The organism is Klebsiella sp. MPUS7 (assembly GCF_009905335.1).
GTDB classification, from domain to species: Bacteria; Pseudomonadota; Gammaproteobacteria; order Enterobacterales; family Enterobacteriaceae; genus Klebsiella; species Klebsiella grimontii.
Genome location: NZ_CP047604.1, coordinates 2,114,177 through 2,133,847, shown reverse-complemented (window position 1 = coordinate 2,133,847; position 19,671 = coordinate 2,114,177). Strand labels below are relative to the sequence as shown.

The following is a 19,671-nucleotide window of genomic DNA, read 5'->3' as shown; positions in this document are numbered from 1 at the left end:
GCCACCTTAAACTTCCTCCCGGCACGCTATGCGTTGACCGCTTTGCGCATCAAAGAGGTGCACGCCCGAGAGTTTCGGCTGTAGCCATATCTTATCCCCCTCTTTTACTGCCAGACGCTGTTTGAACACCGATGTAAACGCCCCGCCGCCGGTATCGCAGAAGAGCTGCATATCCGAGCCGGTGTTCTCCACCGCCGTCACCTTCGCCGCCAGCGCATCGTCGCGCGCTTCATGGACCACGTTGACCTGCTCGGGGCGAATGGCGTACACCACCTGCTGGCCGTCGGTCACCCGTAACCCCGCGGGCAACGCCAGCAGCGAGCCATCTTTCAGACGCAGGCTGGTCGCGTTGCCGTTCAGCACAACCTCGCCGGGAAGCTGGTTAATTTCCGGCGAACCGATAAATCCGGCCACGAACAGATTCGCCGGCCGGTCGTACAGCTCCAGCGGGGTACCCGCCTGTTCAATTCGCCCATCGCGCAGGACGACGATCATCTGTCCCATGGTCATGGCCTCAATCTGATCGTGGGTGACGTATACCGAGGTGGTTTTCAGCCGACGATGCAGTTCGCGGATCTCGCCGCGCACCTGGGTTCGCAGCTTGGCGTCAAGGTTGGAGAGCGGTTCATCGAATAAGAATACTTGCGGCTTACGCACGATCGCCCGCCCCATCGCCACGCGCTGGCGCTGGCCGCCGGAGAGATCTTTGGGCAGGCGTTCCAGCAGCGGCTCCAACCCCAGTAGCGCCGCCGCTTCATTGACCTTCTGATTGATCTCCGCTTTCGGCAGTTTAGCCATCTTTAGGGCAAAGCCCATATTTTCACGCACCGTCATCTGCGGGTAGAGCGCGTAGCTCTGGAACACCATCGCGATATCGCGCAGCTTCGGTTCTACCTCGGTGACGTTGCGTTCGTTGATATGCACCTCGCCACCGGAAATCTCTTCCAGCCCGGCAATCATGCGCAGCAGCGTGGACTTGCCGCAGCCGCTGGGGCCCACAAGGACGCAGAATTCACCGTCCGGGATAGTCAACGACACGTCTTTAATCACGTGCGCGTCACCATACGATTTACGCACGCTATTCAGTACAACAGATCCCATTGATAACTCCTTATCCTTTGACCGCGCCGGACATAATCCCGCGATTAAAATGTTTTTGCAGACCCAGGTAGACGATGATGCTGGGCAGCATCGCCAGCAGCGTTATGGCGATAAAAATGTTCGGCGTGATGCTCTCATCGGTACGCAGCGTGCCGAGGATCACCGGAATGGTATTCAGGCTGTCCTGGTTGACCACGATCAGCGGCAGCAGGTACTGGTCCCAAATCATAATAAAGCCGAAGGTCACCACCGTGCCGAGCGCCGGTTTCACCAGCGGCAGGATGACGTGGAAGAAAATCTGCCACTCGTTAGCGCCATCAATCCGCGCCGCCTCCTCCAGCTCTTTCGGAATCGCCGACATAAATTCAGTCAGGACAAAGATAGAGAACGCCCAGCCGACAACCGGTAAAATCATCCCGAGGTAGCTGTTGTAGAGCGAGGCATCGATAAACGGCAGTCGCCAGTTAATAATCATGTACAGCGGAATGGCGATGACCTCTTCCGGCAGCATCATGGTGGACAAAATCACCAGGCTCACCAGCGCCACGCCGCGAAACTTCTTCCGCGCCAGCGCATAGGCCGCCAGCGCGCTGACCGACACCTGCAGAACGGTGCCGAAGAACACCACCAGAATGGAGTTCAGCAGATACTGCCAGACGCCAATATCCATCCACGCAAAGATGAAGTTTTCAAATGAGAACTGATTCGGCCAGGCCAGCAGTTCGCCCGGTTTCACCGGCGCACCGCTGAATGCCGTGGCGACGATGCCCCAGAACGGACCGACAAAGACAATCAGCAGCAGCGCGTAGATGCACCAGCGTCCTGCTGTATCCCAACGTTTACTTAACATCGCGGCTCCTTAGTAACGGGCGATACGTTTTTTCAGCGTCAGATGACAAATGGTTAACAAAACCGTGAAGGTGAACAGCAGAAACGACACCGCCGAAGCGTAGCCATAGTCAAACTGCTCAAAACCCAATTTATAGATGTGGGTCATGACCATTTCCGTGGCGTTAGACGGCCCCCCGCCGGTGGTGGCATACACCTCGGCAAACACCCGAAAACCACGAATGAAGGAGAGCATCAGCACCACCGAGAGCGCCGGGATCATGCCGGGCAGCGTGACGTAGCGCAGGCGGTTCCACCAGCTGGCGCCGTCAACGTTCGCCGCATCGTATAAATCGCGGCTGATCCCCGCCAGGCCGGCAATAAAAATCACCATGTTGTAAGGCACCGCCTTCCAGATATGCAGCAGCATGATGACCCCCAGCGCCTGATCGGAGCTGGCAAGAAAGCCCTGGTCGGCGACGCCAAACCAGCTCAGGATGTGGTTAACCACGCCGTTGGGCGTTGGGTTGAATAAAATTCGCCACATTTCGGCGACGATCGCCGCGCTGGTGACCGCGGGTAAAAAGATGGCGGTGCGAATAAAACGCAGATGGCGCGCCGGACCTTCCAGCAGCATGGCGAGAAAGAAGGCCAGGATAGCCGCGGCGAACATCGTTACCACCACGTACAGCAGCGTGTTCACTACCGCCGCGTGCAGCTCGGCGTCGGCAAAAGCGCGGGTGAAGTTATCCAGCCCTACCCACTCGTTGGGCTGATTAAAGTTGACCTTGTAAAAGCTCATCACCAGACCCTGAATCATGGGGATAAACTTAAACCAGCTGAAAATAATTAGCGCAGGCGCTAAAAACAGCCACGGGATCAGCGCCCGCTTACGCTTTGCGCTCAGCCATCCGGCCGAGTCAGGCGAAGCGGCCTGCTTTATCGGCGAGGACTTCGTCTCATGCAGCGTCATAACCTATGTCCTCAGTTAGCCAGCACATTTTGTTTTTTCAGCTCAGCGTTCACCTTGCCGTCGAGCGTCTTCAGCTCGCCGGGAATATCGCTGCTGCAGTCGGCAAAAATGCGGTTAAAGCCTTCGGCTGCCACCTGACGCACCGGCGTCCAGTTGGGAATTTGCGGCACATAGCGCCCCTGTTCATTGTAAAGTCGGGCGAAAGTCTCCCAGCGCGCGTCCTGATAAACGGCTTTGACGTCGACGTTCTTATTCACCGGCAGGCGCACCACCGGTATATGCTGGCTGCCTTTACCCATGCCGATTTCCTGACCTTCCGGGGAAATCATAAATTCGATAAATTGACGCGCCGCCTCTTTCTGCACACTGCTCTTCATCATAAAGACCGTGGTGCCCTCGGCGAGGGTGGCCTCACCTTTAGGCCCCACCACCGGAATCACTTCAAAGTTGTCTTTACCCGGGTCTTTATCGAACAGCGCGATATGGTACGGGCCGCTGAAGAACATGCCGCTTTGCCCGGAACGGAAGGAGGGAATAACGTCGGCGGTGGTGGCGTTAATCGCCCCCGGCTGCGTGACTTTGTCGCACATCATGGCGCGCATAAAGGTCATCGCCTGAGCCACTTCCGGCGTATTGAGCGAAGCGCTGAATTTTCCGCTCTCTTCTTTAACGAAATCGCCGCCCGCCTGCCAGATAAAGCTACTCATAAACCAGCTGGCGTAGCCGCGCGTCGTGGAGGCGGGAACGATAAATCCGTAGGTATCATTTTTGCCGTTGCCATCGGGATCCTGGATGGTGAAGGCTTTTGCCAGGGCCTGAATATCATCCCAGCTCTTCGGCTGCGGCAGCCCCAGTTTTTCCCGCCAGTCTTTGCGCACAAACAGGGCGAAAGTTTGCGCGGAGGTCGGTACGCCATAGTATTTACCGTCGATATAGCGGGTGCTCTTCCATGCCGTCTGGAATAGCTGGTCGCCGCCCGCGATCGCCTGCGGGTCAATTTCTTCGGCAATACCCAACTGGATAAACTGCCCCAGCGACGCCGCATCGTTAAAAATCAGATCGGGTAAGGCGTTGCCCGCCGTGGCGCGCGCCAGCCGCTGTTCAAAGTCGGTGGTGGCGTTGAAATACTCAATTTTGATACCGGTTTTTTCTTCAAACTTTTCCGCCTCTTGTTTGTAGATATTCTTCGAGTCATTGCTGGCGCGGATCCAGACGTTGAGGGTAGTCGCGGCGTAGCTTTGGCTAACGCCGAGCCCGAGCGCGGTAAGAAGTAACAATGAACGTAATTTATTGGCAGACATGATGGCATATCCTTTATTGTAGGGCACCAAGGTAATTAAATTCTCAATTAATACATAAAAAGAAATGTGAATATCGCTCAGGCGTTAATACAGCTGACGCAAGAAATATTTCCATTCATTAGATAGAAATGTATTTCCCAATACAACCATGCAAAAAAGAAATTGCGTTTCAAAAACCAGAAAATTGAGATAGATCACACCAAAAAGTGACAAGAAAAGTGACGAAAAATAAATAACATTTAAAATCAATATATTATAAATTTACTAATTTTGTTAAAAGATTCAAAAAATAGAGAAAAACGGCAAAATACGTGATGTACACTGCATTAATAGCGTCATTATTTATCCAGGCCGTTAAACTTGAAGGACGTCACAAAAAAAATCACTTTGTCTTTTACACTGCTCGCCATCGAATATTTAAATATATTTTTTTTAATTACACCGCCTGTTTTTCGCGTCCTTTAAATACGCGTCAGGTATAATTCTGTTGTTATCTTTTCTCATATTTGCAGAAGGGTTATCACGATGAACTCAATACCTCGCCGAGGTTTGTTATGCATTGCGCTGTTTTGTTCCGGCCTGAGCGCCGCCTCGTATGCCGCTGAGCCGTACACGCTAGACGGAAAGGATTTAGCCTTTAGCCGCCAGCAGATCGCCGCGAAAGATCCGCTATTTGTTCAGGCGCAAGCGGCGCTGCTAAAGAAAGCCGATCTGGCGCTCAATCATCCGCTGTTCTCGGTGATGGATAAAACGTTGGTCGCCGCCAGCGGCAATAAGCACGACTACTACAGCTTTCCGCCTTACTGGTGGCCAAACCCTGATACCCAGGACGGGCTTCCCTATATCCGCAAAGATGGGCAAACCAACCCTGACGCCAATAGTGACGCCACCGATAAGAACCGGCTGGTGAAGATGAGTAACGACGTGTCAACGCTGGCGCTGGCGTGGTACTTCTCTCACGACGATCGCTACGCGCAAAAAGCGGCTGCGCAGTTAAAGACCTGGTTCCTCGATCCCAAAACGCGAATGACCCCCAACCTGCAGCATGCCCAGGCCATTCCCGGCATTAATACCGGACGCGGTATCGGCATTATTGATAGCCGCGCGCTGGTTGATGTCGTTGACGCGATCGCCCTGCTGCAATCCTCAGCTGCGCTGAGCGATAACGACGTTAGCGCATTAAGGCAGTGGTTTGGCGACTATTACCACTGGATGACCACCAGCCAGAACGGCTTTGAAGAAGAGAACTGGCATAACAATCACGGCAGCTATTTTGATATGCAGGCCGCCGCCTTCGCCCTGTTCAGCGGTAAAATCGACGAGGCGAAAAAGCGCCTGTACATCACCCAGCTGCGGCGTATTGCGGGACAATTTGATATTGAAGGCCGCCAGATGGCCGAGCTGGAGCGCACGCGTCCGTGGCACTACAGCAATTTCAACCTCGAAGCCTACAACCGCCTCGGGCGACTGGGCGAGAAGGCGGGCGTCGATATCTGGAACTTCACCCTCGACGACCATAGCCTGCGCAAAGGCTATCAGTACATCGCCGGGTTTATTAACAGCGATACGCCATGGCCCTGGAAAGATATCGATAAAATGGATGACAAGAAAGCGCTGCGCAATATCGCCACCGCCGCACACGCCTGGCCGGAAGATCCGCTGTTCCGTGACAAAGCGCAGTGGCTGCGGGCGAAATATCCCGACGATATCACGACGCTTATCGCCCCGCTTTCCGCATCGTCAGAGGTCAGGGATAACCGCTAATGAAACAATTTTCTGGGCTCTGGCCCGACATTGTCGGACGCGCAGCCGCGAATAGCGGACTGCTTGAACGGCTGGTGAAGGATGCGCAGCCGGTACTTCAGGCAGCGGTTCGCATTCCGCAGTCAGGCATCGCCAGCTGGAATCTCTATTACTTTTGTCCGCGCCACGGCGTACGCCTGACGTGGCGGGCGGATACGCCCTACCAGCATGCCTGCCCGGTCGATGGGGAAATATTTAGCGGCGAACCGTGGGACGGCGCCTGGTGGCGCGAGATGAATGGCCGAAACGCCAGCGCCTGTCAGCAGCTTGGCCTGCTATGGCGGCTGACCGGCGATACGGCGTATCGCGATAAAGTTCGCACGCTGCTGATGGGTTACGCGGATGTCTATCCCGGCTATGCGATTCACGGCGATATTCCCAACAACGGGCCGGGAAAGATGAACGCCCAGACGCTGTGCGAAGCCAACTGCATTCTGGAAATGGCGCTGGGTTATGACTTTATTCGCGACAGCCTGCCCCCCGGCGAGCAGCGGCACATCAGTGAAAACCTGCTGCGCTGTGCGGCCACGTTTTTGCGCGACCATCGTAGTCCGCAGATTCACAACCATGAAGTCAAAATCAGCGCGGCGCTTGGCGTACTGGGTTTCGTCCTCGAAGATGAAGCGCTGCTGGAGTTTGCCGTTAACCAGCCGTACGGCCTGCGCTGGCAGCTGGAAAACGGCCTGCTGGCGGAAGGGCTTTGGTTCGAAGGTTCGATTCACTACCACTATTATGCGCTGCAGGGCTTTTTCGCCTTCGAGAAGCTGGCGCGCGGCACCCGCTGGAGCCTGCTGGACGGCCCCTGGTATCAGGCGATGCTGAAGTTCCCGCTGGCGCTGCTGCTGCCGGACGGCACTTTCCCCCGCCTTAATGACTGCCTCGCCGGGCAGGAAAAGCTCCATCACCGGGATCTGTACGAGTTCGCCTGGTTTATCTGGCGTGACCCGCAGTACGCCGCGGTCCTGCAGTTTACCGAAACGGCGCCCGATGAGCGTGAAACCCTGCTATGGCGCGAACGGTCTCTGCCGGAATCCCCCCTGGCGCTCATCCCGCAGCAGTCGCTGTTTGCGCCGGGCGCGGGTCTGACGCTATGGCGACGGCCGCAGCAGGCGCTGCTGATTAAGCACAGTCCCTGGGGCGGCGAACACGACCATTACGACCGGCTGGGGCTGATGCTCTGGCATCGCGACGGCTGGCTGCTCACGGATATGGGCACCACCGGCTACGGCGCGAAAATGCACTACGACTACTACAAAAACAGCGCCACCCACAATACGCTTTGCGTTAATCAGAGCAACCAGCCTCCGGCCAATCCGCAGGTGCTGGGCCGGCATATGGATGACGACTTTCTGTGGCTGGATAGCGAGGTTGATTGGGGCAAACCGCCGCCGGAGCTCAACAGCCATAGCCGCGTCGAATGGGACGCTACGGCCTGGCGGGACGTGCGCTTCCGCCGTCGCCTGCTGTGGCTTGAAGATGTGCTGATCGATCTGTCCTCCGTGGAGAACCCGCATCGCCAGCAGCTCGACTGGACGCTGCATCTGGCGGCACAGGCGCTGGACCAGAGCGGCACGGCCCGGCCCTTTTCGCTCAGCGGCCCGCTGCGGCGAATGACCGAAGCAACCGTGACGCCGCTGAACGGCTGTCAGCCGCGCCACTTTGCGCGCGGCGGCGATACCGTTGCGCTCTGGCTGTCCGGTGATGGTGAACTCTGGCAAGGGCTGGCGCCCGATAACCCGGCGATTCGCAATCTTAGCTATCTGGTCATACGCAATCACCTGCCGCAGGCGCGTTTTGTGTGTCTGTGGGATCTGGCAAACAGCGCGCCGCTGACGGAAGTGAACGTGCACCATACGCCAGTCGGTACGCAAATTACCTTCTGGCGCGGCGATCGCGTGACGCACGTGACGTTGTACGACGAGCCAGGTAAACGACCTGATGCGATCCTTCCGCTCGCGGAAAGCGGCGTCTCACCTCAGTACGCAGAGTAATTTACTCGTCTTCATCCTCAAAGCGCGCCACAATCCGATCTCCGGTATGCGAGGCGCGCAGTTCATCCGCCACCAAAGCGATGGCCTGGCCGCTGCTCATGCCCTGCGACATCAGCTCCTGAATTCGTTCCACTGCTTTTTGCTGTTGCTCGTGGCTCAGCGAAGGTAAACCTGCAAACATCACTTACTCCTGCTACATTGTGGGGCGTAATTATTTCACGCCGTCCTCTCTTATACCAGCGGGCGGTCACGATCAGGATTAAAGAAGACCATGTTGTCCCCCGCTATGCTTTCCCTGCCCTGGCGTCCGGATGCCGCTGAAGACTATTTTAGCCCATTAAGTTCACAGCCCTGGGCGATGCTGCTGCACTCGGGTTTTGCCGAACATCCGCATAATCGTTTTGACATTGTTGTCGCCCAGCCGCGCGCAACGCTGGTGACTCGCGGCAATATGACCGTCATAAACGATGGGGAAACCGTCTCAACCTCTGCCGCCGATCCGCTCACTCTCGTGCATCAACAGCTGGCGCGCTTTAACCTGCAGCCGCAGGCTCATCCGCAGCTGCCGTTTCTCGGCGGGGCGCTGGGGCTGTTCGGCTACGATCTGGGTCGTCGCTTTGAAAATCTGCCGGCGCAGGCCGAGGCGGATATCGATCTGCCGGATATGGCGGTAGGCATTTATGATTGGGCGTTAATCGTCGATCATCAGCGCCGGGAAGTGTCGTTATTCAGCTATGGCGATCCGCAGGCGCGGCTGGCGTGGCTGGAAGCGCAGGCCGAGCCTGCCGCGGCCCCCTTTGCCCTCACCTCAGGGTGGCGCTCAAATATGAGCCGCGCGGAGTATGGCGAAAAGTTTCGCCAGGTTCAGGCTTATCTGCACAGCGGCGACTGCTATCAGGTTAACCTGGCGCAGCGGTTTACGGCGAGCTATCGCGGGGATGAGTGGCTGGCCTTCCGTCAGCTAAACCGTGTTAATCGCGCGCCGTTCAGCGCCTTTATTCGCCTCCAGGAGGGCGCCATATTAAGCCTGTCGCCCGAGCGTTTTATTCAGCTCCGGCAAGGCGAAATTCAGACCCGGCCCATCAAGGGGACGTTGCCCAGGCTGGCCGATCCTGAGCAGGACGCGCTGCAGGCGCAAAAGCTGGCGAACTCGGTAAAAGACCGCGCCGAAAACCTGATGATCGTCGATTTAATGCGTAACGATATTGGCCGGGTTGCTGTCCCCGGTAGCGTTCGCGTTCCTGAGCTGTTTGTGGTGGAGCCCTTCCCCGCCGTGCATCATCTGGTGAGCACCGTGACCGCCAGACTGCCCGCGCATCTGCACGCCGCCGACCTGCTGCGCGCGGCCTTTCCCGGCGGCTCAATCACCGGCGCGCCGAAGGTCAGAGCGATGGAGATCATCGATGAACTGGAGCCGCAGCGGCGCAACGCGTGGTGCGGCAGCATCGGATATCTCAGCTTCTGCGGCAATATGGATACCAGCATTGCCATCCGTACGCTGACGGCCTGCCGGGGGCGGATCTACTGCTCCGCCGGCGGCGGAATTGTGGCCGATAGCGAAGAGGCGGCGGAATATCAGGAAACTTTTGATAAAGTTAATCGTATCCTGCATCAACTGGAGAGCTAGCACATGGCGGACAGCGCCCTCGAACTTGACGATTTCCTTTCGCGTTTTCAGCTTCTGCGCCCGCAGCCGACGCGCCACGCGCTCAACCAGCGTCAGGCTGCGGTGCTGGTACCGATTGTGCGCCGCCCGCAGCCGGGGCTGCTGCTGACCCAGCGTTCGCCGCTGATGCGCAAGCACGCGGGCCAGGTCGCCTTCCCCGGCGGCGCGGTGGATAACAGCGATGCGACCCTGATCGCCGCCGCGCTGCGCGAGGCCCACGAAGAGGTGGCGATCCCGCCGGAGTCGGTCGAGGTGATCGGCGTTCTGCCGCCGGTCGATAGCGTAACCGGTTTTCAGGTCACCCCGGTGGTGGGCATTATTCCGCCTGACCTGCACTATCACGCCAGCCAGGATGAAGTCGCCGCGGTCTTCGAAATGCCGCTGGCCGAAGCGCTGCGCCTGGGGCGCTATCACCCGCTGGATATCCATCGCCGCGGCAATTCGCATCGCGTCTGGCTATCCTGGTATCAGCATTATTTTGTCTGGGGAATGACCGCCGGCATTATCCGTGAACTGGCGCTACAGATAGGCTCCCGCCCTTAGCTATACTAAAACTGAGACGGCGTTCTCAGCATTAGTAAATCCATGGTTACTCATTAGTTTAATTCATGTGAATACTTAAGCTGATGGCCCGGTTCCCTCTTACACTATGCGCAGTTATTACATCGTTGCCGCACCCGCGGCAACCCTGTCAGGAGTGTTAGCGTGATTAGTATATTCGACATGTTTAAGGTGGGGATCGGTCCCTCATCTTCCCATACTGTAGGCCCGATGAAGGCCGGTAAACAGTTCGTCGATGACCTGGTCGAAAAGGGATTGCTTAATGAAGTGACTCGCCTGGCGGTCGACGTCTACGGCTCACTGTCATTAACCGGCAAAGGCCACCACACGGATATCGCCATTATTATGGGGCTGGCGGGCAATCAGCCCGATACGGTCGATATCGACGCGATTCCGGCGTTTATCCGCGACGTTGAAGAGCGCGGACGCCTGCTGCTGGCCCAGGGGCAGCATGAAGTCGACTTCCCGAAAAATGACGGCATGCGTTTTCGTAGCGACAACCTGCCGCTGCATGAAAACGGCATGACCATTCACGCCTGGTCTGGCGAGAAAGAGATCTACAGTAAAACGTATTATTCCATCGGCGGCGGTTTTATCGTCGATGAAGAACATTTCGGCAAAGAGAGCGCCAGCGAACTCGCCGTTCCGTATCCGTTTAAATCCGCTCAGGAGATGCTGGGCTACTGCAAACAGACCGGCATGTCGCTCTCCGGCATGGTGATGCAGAATGAGCTGGCGCTGCACAGCAAAAAAGAGATTGAAGACTATTTCGCCAATATCTGGCAGACCATGCGCGCCTGTATCGATCGCGGGATGAATACCGAAGGCGTCCTGCCCGGTCCGCTGCGCGTTCCTCGTCGCGCCTCGGCGCTGCGACGGATGCTGGTTGCCAGCGATAAGCTCTCTAACGACCCGATGAACGTGGTGGACTGGGTCAATATGTTTGCGCTGGCGGTCAACGAAGAAAACGCCGCCGGTGGCCGGGTGGTAACGGCCCCGACCAACGGCGCCTGCGGCATCGTTCCGGCGGTGCTGGCCTACTATGACCACTTTATCGAGCCCGTCAGTCCGGATATCTATATTCGTTATTTCCTGGCGTCAGGGGCTATCGGCACGCTGTACAAAATGAACGCCTCCATTTCCGGCGCGGAAGTGGGCTGTCAGGGCGAAGTGGGCGTGGCCTGCTCGATGGCGGCCGCGGGCCTGGCTGAAATCCTTGGCGCCAGCCCGGAGCAGGTCTGCGTGGCGGCGGAAATCGGCATGGAACATAACCTGGGACTGACCTGCGACCCGGTGGCCGGACAGGTACAGGTTCCGTGCATTGAACGCAACGCGATTGCCTCCGTCAAAGCGATTAACGCCAGCCGGATGGCAATGCGCCGCACCAGCGAGCCGCGCGTCTCGCTGGATAAGGTCATTGAGACCATGTATGAAACCGGTAAAGACATGAACGCCAAATACCGGGAAACGTCGCGCGGCGGCCTGGCTATCAAAGTTCAGTGCGACTAATCATTGCTCAACAGAATGCGCCCAAGGGCGCATTCTTCTTTTTCCGCTCTATATTATTATCTGCGCCCACTACACTTGCTCTATAACGGCTGTTACTCTCATTAACACTTTTAGCCGACAGGGCGTCGCGCATGCAGACTGCACAAAAAGTCATCACAACCTATCGCCGGAAACGCATTCTGGTTTGCCTGCTGGTCGCGCTACTGACGCTGACAACAACCTTAGTAATACGATTTATTTCACAGCGTAGCTTAAATCAGCAACGCGTCCAGATGAGCACCAACAAGATAGTGGCCGCTATGGATAATATTCTGCGGCCTCTGGCGGCCCAGCACGTCGCGCTACTGCATCTTGTCAATAAGCCCTGTCAGGACGTGCACCTCACGTTACGTAAGCTGGCGGCGTCGCTGCAAACGGTGCGCTCCATCGCGCTGGTCCAGTCGAACCTGCTGTACTGCTCGAGTATTTTTGGCCAACGCAACATTCCGATACACCAGCTACAGCCGGCATTACCCACTCATCACCCCCTGCTCACCTTCAGCTACGACGCCTCGCTGCTCAAAGGAACGCCGGTGCTTATCCAGTGGTATCCCGCTTCGCTTAGCGGCGCCGACGGCGTGCTGCTGGTGATCAATATCGAGCTGCTGGGCGAGTTAATTTTCAACGCAAAATCAGCGCTAATCAGCGGAATTGGCCTTAACGTCGGCGAAAGAAGCTTTATTAGCGGTTCGGGGCTGAGTAAACAGGAAGCCCTGCCGGGCGAGCAAATCATCTACCGCCAGCCGTCGACCGAGTTCCCCTTTACCATTAGCGTCAGCGGGCCAGGAGCCTCGGCGGTCGCCCTTAACGAACTGCCGGCCGAGCTTCCGCTGGCGCTGGTAATCAGCCTGTTAATGACCGGCATCGCCTGGCTGGCGACCGCCGGAAGAATGAGCTTTTCCCGCGAAATTAATCTCGGTATTGCCGCGCACGAGTTCGCCCTCTGGTGCCAGCCCCTGCAGAACTTGCGCACTCGGCAGTGCTGCGGCGTTGAGATACTACTGCGCTGGAATAACCCGCGCAGAGGCGAAATCTCGCCGGACGTGTTTATTCCGATAGCCGAAGGATATAACCTGATCGTCCCCCTCACCCGCTATGTGATCTCCCAGACGGCCCACAAATTAGCCTGCTTTCCGCAGGACAAACATTTTCACATCAGCATTAACGTCGCCGCCCGCCATTTCGCCAACGGCGAGCTGCTGCGCGATCTGCATCACTACTGGTTTAGCGCCCATCCCATTCAGCAGCTGGTCGTTGAGCTCACCGAGCGTGACGTCCTGCAGGATGGCGACCACCATATGGCCGAGCATCTTCATTTCAAAGGGGTCCAGCTGGCTATCGATGATTTCGGCACCGGCAACAGCTCCCTTTCGTGGCTGGAAAAGCTGCGCCCTGATGTCCTGAAAATTGATAAATCGTTTACCAGCGCCATTGGGATTGATAGCGTTAACGCGACGGTGACCGATATGATCATTGCTCTCGCCCATCGGCTGAAAATTGTGACGGTCGCGGAAGGCGTCGAGACCCAGGATCAGGAAGCGTACCTGCGCGGCAACGGCGTCGATTTATTGCAGGGGTTTTATTACGCCCGGCCAATGCCGGTAGAGGACTTTCCGCAGTGGCTGGCGGCGGAAAAGCGTCGGGAAATGAACGCCTAAAAATGCCCGCCTGCCTGAGGCCGACGGGCATCAACGTTACTCTTCTTCGTCGTTGTACTGACGCAGCTTGACGACGCGCACCAGGTCGACGCGATAGTCGTTGGCTTCAATGATGGTGAACTGCAGAGGCGACAGCTCAAGCACGTCGCCAGGGCGCGGAATATGGCCGTTGACGGCAATCACCAGGCCGGCAACGGTGGCGATATCTTCATCCTCATCGACCAGATCGTCTACGCCCAACGCCTGCTGCAACGCATGCACGTCGGTTGAACCTTTCACCAGCCAGCCGTCGCCATCGATGACAATTTCCGGCGTTTCGTCAGCGTCCGGGAACTCACCGGCAATCGCCTCCAGTACGTCCAGCGGCGTAACCAGCCCCTGTACGACGCCAAACTCGTTAGTCACGATGACAAAGCTACCGCGGGCGCGGCGCAGCACGCCGAGCAGGTTGATCGGGTCCAGCGTTTCCGGGACCACAATCGCCGGAGAGGCGGAAGCCAGCGAGGCCACGTTGTCACCCGCTTCCAGCGCCACCAGCATCTCTTTCGCCCGCACGATACCGATGATTTCATCCAGCTCGCCGCGACAGACCGGGAACAGGCTGTGCGGGGAAGAGAGCAGCTGGCGGCGAATTTCATCTTCGCTTTGCTCGGCGTTCACCCAGCTAATTTCCCCGCGCGGGGTCATAATACTGCGCAACGAACGCTGGGCCAGGGTCAGTACGCCATTAATCATATAGCGCTCTTCTTCCGCAAACGCGCCTTCCGGTATCGGCACCACGGACGAGCTGTCGCTATCGTGCGCCGGAGCGCTCTGCTTACGCCCGCCCATCAGGCGCAGGATCGCATCGGCAGTACGCGCGCGCAGAGGCAGGGTCGATTGATGGCGAATAAAGTTACGGCGCGCAATCTGGTTAAAGAACTCGATGGTTATCGAGAAGCCAATCGCGGCGTACAGGTAACCTTTCGGTATATGGAAACCAAACCCTTCCGCCACCAGGCTCAGGCCGATCATCAGCAGGAAGCTCAGGCAGAGCACCACCACCGTCGGATGCTGGTTGACGAAATTAGTCAACGGCTTCGAAGCCAGCAGCATCACCGCCATCGCAATCACCACCGCCGCCATCATCACCGGCAGGTGGTTAACCATTCCGACCGCAGTAATCACGGCATCCAGCGAGAACACGGCGTCAAGTACGACGATTTGCAGTACCACCACCCAGAAACTGGCATATCCTTTACCATGACCGGAGTCATGCTGGCGGTTCTCCAGCCGTTCATGCAGTTCGGTGGTCGCCTTAAACAACAAGAATATCCCGCCGAGCAGCATAATAAGATCGCGTCCGGAGAACGAAAAATCGGCAACGCTGAAAAGCGGTTTCGTCAGGGTCACCATCCACGAAATGACCGACAGCAGCCCCAGACGCATAAACAGCGCCAGCGAAAGGCCGATCAGGCGCGCCTTATCGCGCTGCTTAGGCGGCAGCTTGTCGGCAAGGATGGCGATAAACACCAGGTTGTCGATACCCAGTACGATTTCAAGGACGACAAGCGTCAGCAAACCGGCCCAAATAGAGGGATCCATTAAGAATTCCATGAGCAGCTCCAGTTAACGACAGGCATAGTCATCGCTGTGTCATGCACAGACGAGACACTTGTTGCTGGTGAAAAGACGTAGCAGGTGACGGCGGCACGCGCGTGCCGGAAGGTGAAATGACGTCGGTGACGGTCCATATAGCGGGCTATGCCCTATACTCCTGAGTAATTAAACGGAACGTAAACATAGCAAAATATAGAGCAATATTGGAAAAAATTTACCTGTCTTTGCAATAGCTAAGACTATTTTTTGCGCTGCAAAATAATTACCAACCGATGCAAAATTAGCGGAGCTTCATCACATTAATTATTTTTTCACTGTCTAAAATAATTCGCTGTAGTAATTACTTTATATCTTACACCCTTACTGAATCGATTTTGTTCGCAAGAGTGATTCAGGATGTATCACAACAGATGATGCATTCACGATTATAAAGGAGGTAGCAAGTGACGATTGCTATTGTAATAGGCACACATGGTTGGGCTGCAGAACAGCTGTTAAAAACGGCAGAAATGCTGCTGGGCGAACAGGAAAACGTTGGCTGGATCGATTTCGTTCCTGGCGAAAACGCAGAAACGTTGATTGAGAAGTACAACGCCCAGTTGGCAAAGCTGGATACGGCTAAAGGCGTGTTATTTCTCGTCGATACATGGGGAGGCAGCCCGTTTAACGCGGCCAGCCGCATTGTCGTCGATAAAGAACATTATGAAGTCATCGCGGGCGTCAATATCCCGATGCTGGTCGAAACGCTGATGGCGCGCGACGACAACCCCTCGTTTGATGAACTGGTCGCCCTGGCGGTGGAAACCGGTCGTGAAGGCGTGAAAGCACTGAAAGCGAAGCCGGTGGAAAAGGCCGCCCCTGCTCCGGTTCAGGCTGCAGCGCCGAAAGCGGCAGCGCCATTGAAGCCAATGGGTCCAAACGACTACATGGTTATTGGGCTGGCGCGTATCGATGACCGTTTAATCCACGGCCAGGTCGCCACTCGCTGGACCAAAGAAACTAACGTTTCGCGCATTATCGTCGTCAGCGACGAAGTGGCGGCGGATACCGTACGTAAAACGCTGCTGACCCAGGTTGCTCCTCCGGGCGTTACCGCCCACGTAGTAGACGTGGCGAAGATGATTCGCGTCTATAACAACCCCAAATACGCAGGCGAGCGCATTATGCTGCTGTTCACTAACCCAACGGACGTTGAACGTGTTGTTGAAGGCGGTGTGAAAATCACCAGCGTCAACATCGGCGGCATGGCTTTCCGTCAGGGCAAAACGCAGGTGAATAACGCCATTTCGGTCGATGAAAAAGATATTGAAGCGTTCAAGAAGCTGAACGCCCGCGGTATCGAACTGGAAGCCCGCAAAGTTTCCACCGACCAGAAACTGAAAATGATGGATCTGATCGGCAAGGTGAAATAAGCCTCTCTGCGGATCGCAACTCAATTTTCAACTTAAGACTTAATCAACAGGAGAAGTACAATGGAGATTACCCTTCTTCAGATTGTGCTGGTGTTCATCGTCGCGTGTATTGCGGGTATGGAGTCGGTACTTGATGAATTTCAGTTCCACCGTCCTCTGGTGGCCTGTACACTGATTGGCGCCGTTCTCGGGGATATGAAAACCGGTATTATCATCGGTGGTACCCTGGAAATGATCGCCCTCGGGTGGATGAACATCGGCGCCGCCGTTGCGCCTGATGCTGCGCTTGCATCCATCATCTCAACCGTTCTGGTTATCGCGGGCCACCAAAGCATCGGTGCCGGTATCGCGCTGGCAATTCCGCTGGCGGCAGCGGGCCAGGTGCTGACCATTATCGTCCGTACCATTACCGTTGCCTTCCAGCACGCTGCGGATAAAGCGGCGGAAAATGGTAACCTGACGGCCATCTCCTGGCTGCACGTTTCGTCGCTGTTCCTGCAGGCGATGCGTATCGCTATTCCTGCGGTTATCGTGGCGATTTCCGTCGGTACCAGCGAAGTACAGGGTCTGCTGAACGCCATTCCTGAAGTGGTTACCGGCGGTCTGAACATCGCGGGCGGCATGATCGTGGTAGTGGGTTACGCGATGGTCATTAATATGATGCGCGCCGGCTACCTGATGCCGTTCTTCTACCTGGGCTTTGTTACCGCCGCGTTCACCGATTTCAACCTGGTTGCTCTGGGTGTGATTGGTACGGTAATGGCTGTCCTCTACATTCAGCTGAGCCCGAAATATAACCGCGTCGCGGGTGCGCCTGCGCAGGCTGCTGGTAATAACGATCTCGACAACGAACTGGACTAACAGGTGAGCGAAATGGTTGATATGACTAAAAATACCACCGAGAAAAAACTCACTCAGAGTGATATTCGTGGCGTGTTCATTCGTTCTAACCTGTTCCAGGGTTCATGGAACTTCGAACGTATGCAGGCGCTGGGCTTCTGCTTCTCCATGGTACCGGCTATTCGTCGCCTGTATCCGGAGAACAACGATGCGCGCAAACAGGCGATTAAGCGTCACCTTGAGTTCTTTAACACCCATCCCTACGTTGCGGCGCCGGTACTTGGCGTAACGCTGGCGATGGAAGAACAGCGTGCTAACGGCGCAGAAATCGACGATGGCGCCATCAACGGTATCAAAGTTGGCCTGATGGGCCCGCTGGCCGGCGTGGGCGACCCGATCTTCTGGGGTACCGTTCGTCCGGTATTCGCCGCGCTGGGCGCAGGTATCGCCATGAGCGGCAGCCTGCTCGGCCCTCTGCTGTTCTTTATCCTGTTTAACGCGGTGCGTCTGCTGACCCGTTATTACGGCGTTGCTTACGGTTACCGTAAAGGTATCGACATCGTTAAAGATATGGGCGGCGGCTTCCTGCAGAAACTGACCGAGGGGGCGTCAATTCTCGGCCTGTTTGTCATGGGGGCGCTGGTTAACAAGTGGACGCACGTGAACATCCCGCTGGTGGTTTCCACCATCACCGGTCAGGATGGCCAGACTCGCGTCACCACCGTGCAGACGATCCTTGACCAGCTGATGCCGGGCCTGGTGCCGCTGCTGCTGACCTTCGCCTGTATGTGGCTGCTGCGTAAGAAAGTTAACGCCCTGTGGATCATCGTGGGCTTCTTCGTCATCGGTATCGCCGGTTACGCTGTCGGACTGCTGGGCCAGTAATCAACACGTTGTGCGCCGGGGGCTTGCCCCCGGCTTTTTTATTTGGAGGATGGATGACAATCACGGACCTGGTGTTAATCCTGTTTATTCTCGTTTTGCTCGCGTTTGCGGTTTACGACCAGTTCATCATGCCGCGCCGTAATGGCCCCGTTTTGCTGGCTATCCCCCTGCTCCGCCGCAACCGCGTCGATGGCATTATCTTCGTCGGCCTCATTGCTATCCTGATTTATAACAATATTGCTAACCACGGCGAACTTATCACCACTTGGTTATTATCTGCCCTGGCCTTAATGGGGTTATATCTGTTCTGGATCCGCTCTCCCAAAATCATCTTCAAGCAGCAGGGCTTTTTTTTCGCCAATATCTGGATCGAATATCAGCGCATTAAAGAGATGAATTTATCGGAAGATGGCGTACTGGTTATGCAATTAGAACAACGGCGCCTGCTTATTCGCGTACGAAATATCGACGATCTGGAAAAGATATACAAACTTCTCGTTTCCACTCAATAGATTAAGAATATAGCCTACGCTATATTTACCCTTTCCCCCCGCGCCGGGAATATAGCCGCGGCTATATTCCCGGCGTTAACTTCAGCGATATTTATTAACTAATCATTTACCTACAGATTGAAATGAAAATCGTTATCATTTGGTTGGGAAAATAACCGATTTCTGTTATTGTTTTATATTCTAAAATTATGTTAAGGTTGCGCCCGTCGTTGGGGAGTAGCCAATTTTCTGCCTGGCAGAAAATGTCCGTGTCAACATACTCGTTGCAAAACGTGGCACGTGCGGGTTGAAGCAGAACGTATTCAATCAGGCGAGACCATAGACGCATCACTGCTGTACGCGGCGCTTTATCATCAGGCGAGCTGCGTATTTTTACTGGGGGCAGCGATGTGTCATATGGATTATCCCCGGTCAGGACGCTCTCATGAATGTATCTGCTACAATTCTTCTTGCCTTCGGCATGTCCATGGACGCCTTCGCGGCCTCTATTGGAAAAGGCGCGACCCTCCATAAACCTAAATTTTCTGAAGCCCTGCGGACGGGTCTGATCTTTGGCGCTATCGAAACGCTCACCCCGCTTGTCGGCTGGGGTTTGGGGATGCTCGCCAGCCAGTTCGTCCTCGAATGGAACCACTGGATTGCCTTTGTGCTGCTGGTTTTTCTCGGCGGTCGAATGGTTATCGAAGGGTTACGCGGCGGCGATAGCGATGAGTGCGAAGCTCCGCGCCGTCACGGTTTCTGGCTACTGGTCACCACCGCTTTCGCCACCAGCCTGGATGCGATGGCCGTCGGCGTTGGCCTGGCGTTTTTGCAGGTCAATATTATCGCCACCGCGCTGGCTATCGGCTGCGCCACGTTGATGATGTCGACGCTGGGCATAATGGTAGGACGTTTTATCGGCCCGCTGCTCGGCAAACGGGCGGAAATCCTTGGCGGTATCGTGCTGATCGGCATTGGCGCCCAGATCCTCTGGAGCCATTTCGCAGGCTAATC

The 19,671-nt window shown here is 56.0% G+C and carries 17 protein-coding genes; 11 read left to right on the top strand and 6 right to left on the bottom strand.

Annotation, left to right across the window (positions count from 1 at the left end):
• Positions 1 to 6: 6 nt before the first annotated feature.
• Genes GUC22_RS10065 through GUC22_RS10050 form a run of 4 tightly spaced genes read right to left on the bottom strand, consistent with a single transcriptional unit; the run spans position 7 to position 4,203 of the window.
• Positions 7 to 1,101, bottom strand: coding sequence for an ABC transporter ATP-binding protein (locus GUC22_RS10065; protein WP_004138500.1), 1,095 nt, complete (start codon positions 1,099 to 1,101; stop codon positions 7 to 9).
• Positions 1,102 to 1,111: 10 nt separating this feature from the next.
• Complete coding sequence (locus tag GUC22_RS10060; protein ID WP_004121979.1) at positions 1,112 to 1,951, bottom strand: carbohydrate ABC transporter permease; 840 nt, start codon at positions 1,949 to 1,951, stop codon at positions 1,112 to 1,114.
• Between the two features lie 9 nt (positions 1,952 to 1,960).
• Positions 1,961 to 2,902, bottom strand: coding sequence for a carbohydrate ABC transporter permease (locus GUC22_RS10055; RefSeq protein ID WP_004121980.1), 942 nt, complete (start codon positions 2,900 to 2,902; stop codon positions 1,961 to 1,963).
• An 11-nt stretch (positions 2,903 to 2,913) separates the two neighbouring features.
• Positions 2,914 to 4,203 (bottom strand): ABC transporter substrate-binding protein, encoded by a 1,290-nt coding sequence (locus GUC22_RS10050; RefSeq protein WP_024357822.1) that lies wholly within the window; start codon positions 4,201 to 4,203, stop codon positions 2,914 to 2,916.
• Between the two features lie 525 nt (positions 4,204 to 4,728).
• On the opposite strand from GUC22_RS10050, the gene GUC22_RS10045 reads away from it, so the two are divergent.
• Both GUC22_RS10045 and GUC22_RS10040 read left to right on the top strand, forming a co-directional pair.
• Positions 4,729 to 5,967, top strand: a complete 1,239-nt coding sequence (locus tag GUC22_RS10045) for an alginate lyase family protein (protein WP_024357821.1) — start codon at positions 4,729 to 4,731, stop codon at positions 5,965 to 5,967.
• Positions 5,967 to 7,997 (top strand): heparinase II/III family protein, encoded by a 2,031-nt coding sequence (locus GUC22_RS10040; protein WP_024357820.1) that lies wholly within the window; start codon positions 5,967 to 5,969, stop codon positions 7,995 to 7,997. The genes GUC22_RS10045 and GUC22_RS10040 overlap by 1 nt, the downstream gene beginning before the upstream one ends.
• 1 nt (position 7,998) lies before the next feature.
• Here the strand turns inward: GUC22_RS10040 and GUC22_RS10035 are convergent, their stop codons facing one another.
• The gene (locus GUC22_RS10035) at positions 7,999 to 8,178 is read right to left on the bottom strand and encodes a YoaH family protein (protein WP_004103292.1); all 180 of its coding nucleotides are present in this window, start codon (positions 8,176 to 8,178) and stop codon (positions 7,999 to 8,001) included.
• 90 nt (positions 8,179 to 8,268) lie between these two features.
• On the opposite strand from GUC22_RS10035, the gene pabB reads away from it, so the two are divergent.
• From pabB to GUC22_RS10015, 4 genes are all read left to right on the top strand, one after another.
• On the top strand, positions 8,269 to 9,624 hold the full coding sequence (gene pabB, locus GUC22_RS10030; protein WP_049085111.1) for an aminodeoxychorismate synthase component 1: 1,356 nt from the start codon (positions 8,269 to 8,271) through the stop codon (positions 9,622 to 9,624).
• A gap of 3 nt (positions 9,625 to 9,627) precedes the next feature.
• Entirely contained in the window at positions 9,628 to 10,206 is a 579-nt protein-coding gene (locus GUC22_RS10025; RefSeq protein ID WP_004121986.1) for a CoA pyrophosphatase, read from the top strand.
• 162 nt (positions 10,207 to 10,368) lie between these two features.
• Positions 10,369 to 11,733 carry an L-serine ammonia-lyase gene (gene sdaA / locus GUC22_RS10020; protein WP_004138492.1) on the top strand — a complete coding sequence of 455 codons (1,365 nt, stop codon included), beginning with the start codon at positions 10,369 to 10,371 and terminating at the stop codon, positions 11,731 to 11,733.
• Positions 11,734 to 11,864: 131 nt separating this feature from the next.
• Positions 11,865 to 13,430, top strand: coding sequence for an EAL domain-containing protein (locus tag GUC22_RS10015; protein WP_116943566.1), 1,566 nt, complete (start codon positions 11,865 to 11,867; stop codon positions 13,428 to 13,430).
• Between the two features lie 36 nt (positions 13,431 to 13,466).
• On the opposite strand, the gene yoaE is transcribed toward GUC22_RS10015, so the two are convergent.
• Complete coding sequence (yoaE, locus tag GUC22_RS10010; protein WP_024357817.1) at positions 13,467 to 15,026, bottom strand: CNNM family cation transport protein YoaE; 1,560 nt, start codon at positions 15,024 to 15,026, stop codon at positions 13,467 to 13,469.
• A gap of 446 nt (positions 15,027 to 15,472) precedes the next feature.
• On the opposite strand from yoaE, the gene manX reads away from it, so the two are divergent.
• The 5 genes from manX (at position 15,473) to mntP (ending at position 19,669) form a co-directional block, all read left to right on the top strand.
• On the top strand, positions 15,473 to 16,441 hold the full coding sequence (manX, locus tag GUC22_RS10005) for a PTS mannose transporter subunit IIAB (RefSeq protein WP_004138485.1): 969 nt from the start codon (positions 15,473 to 15,475) through the stop codon (positions 16,439 to 16,441).
• Between the two features lie 60 nt (positions 16,442 to 16,501).
• Positions 16,502 to 17,302 carry a PTS mannose transporter subunit IIC gene (gene manY / locus GUC22_RS10000; RefSeq protein WP_004121991.1) on the top strand — a complete coding sequence of 267 codons (801 nt, stop codon included), beginning with the start codon at positions 16,502 to 16,504 and terminating at the stop codon, positions 17,300 to 17,302.
• 12 nt (positions 17,303 to 17,314) lie between these two features.
• Complete coding sequence (locus tag GUC22_RS09995) at positions 17,315 to 18,166, top strand: PTS mannose transporter subunit IID (RefSeq protein WP_004103307.1); 852 nt, start codon at positions 17,315 to 17,317, stop codon at positions 18,164 to 18,166.
• Between the two features lie 53 nt (positions 18,167 to 18,219).
• Complete coding sequence (locus GUC22_RS09990; protein WP_024357816.1) at positions 18,220 to 18,678, top strand: DUF986 family protein; 459 nt, start codon at positions 18,220 to 18,222, stop codon at positions 18,676 to 18,678.
• A gap of 424 nt (positions 18,679 to 19,102) precedes the next feature.
• Entirely contained in the window at positions 19,103 to 19,669 is a 567-nt protein-coding gene (gene mntP, locus GUC22_RS09985; RefSeq protein ID WP_004121993.1) for a manganese efflux pump MntP, read from the top strand.
• The last annotated feature ends 2 nt before the right edge of the window (positions 19,670 to 19,671 follow it).

Coding starts and splice junctions, on each gene's coding strand:
- GUC22_RS10065 (WP_004138500.1), bottom strand. CDS start 1,101: ATGGGATCTGTTGTACTGAATAGCGTGCGTAAATCGTATGGTGACGCG.
- GUC22_RS10060 (WP_004121979.1), bottom strand. CDS start 1,951: ATGTTAAGTAAACGTTGGGATACAGCAGGACGCTGGTGCATCTACGCG.
- GUC22_RS10055 (WP_004121980.1), bottom strand. CDS start 2,902: ATGACGCTGCATGAGACGAAGTCCTCGCCGATAAAGCAGGCCGCTTCG.
- GUC22_RS10050 (WP_024357822.1), bottom strand. CDS start 4,203: ATGTCTGCCAATAAATTACGTTCATTGTTACTTCTTACCGCGCTCGGG.
- GUC22_RS10045 (WP_024357821.1), top strand. CDS start 4,729: ATGAACTCAATACCTCGCCGAGGTTTGTTATGCATTGCGCTGTTTTGT.
- GUC22_RS10040 (WP_024357820.1), top strand. CDS start 5,967: ATGAAACAATTTTCTGGGCTCTGGCCCGACATTGTCGGACGCGCAGCC.
- GUC22_RS10035 (WP_004103292.1), bottom strand. CDS start 8,178: ATGTTTGCAGGTTTACCTTCGCTGAGCCACGAGCAACAGCAAAAAGCA.
- pabB (WP_049085111.1), top strand. CDS start 8,269: ATGTTGTCCCCCGCTATGCTTTCCCTGCCCTGGCGTCCGGATGCCGCT.
- GUC22_RS10025 (WP_004121986.1), top strand. CDS start 9,628: ATGGCGGACAGCGCCCTCGAACTTGACGATTTCCTTTCGCGTTTTCAG.
- GUC22_RS10015 (WP_116943566.1), top strand. CDS start 11,865: ATGCAGACTGCACAAAAAGTCATCACAACCTATCGCCGGAAACGCATT.
- yoaE (WP_024357817.1), bottom strand. CDS start 15,026: ATGGAATTCTTAATGGATCCCTCTATTTGGGCCGGTTTGCTGACGCTT.
- manY (WP_004121991.1), top strand. CDS start 16,502: ATGGAGATTACCCTTCTTCAGATTGTGCTGGTGTTCATCGTCGCGTGT.
- GUC22_RS09995 (WP_004103307.1), top strand. CDS start 17,315: ATGGTTGATATGACTAAAAATACCACCGAGAAAAAACTCACTCAGAGT.
- GUC22_RS09990 (WP_024357816.1), top strand. CDS start 18,220: ATGACAATCACGGACCTGGTGTTAATCCTGTTTATTCTCGTTTTGCTC.
- mntP (WP_004121993.1), top strand. CDS start 19,103: ATGAATGTATCTGCTACAATTCTTCTTGCCTTCGGCATGTCCATGGAC.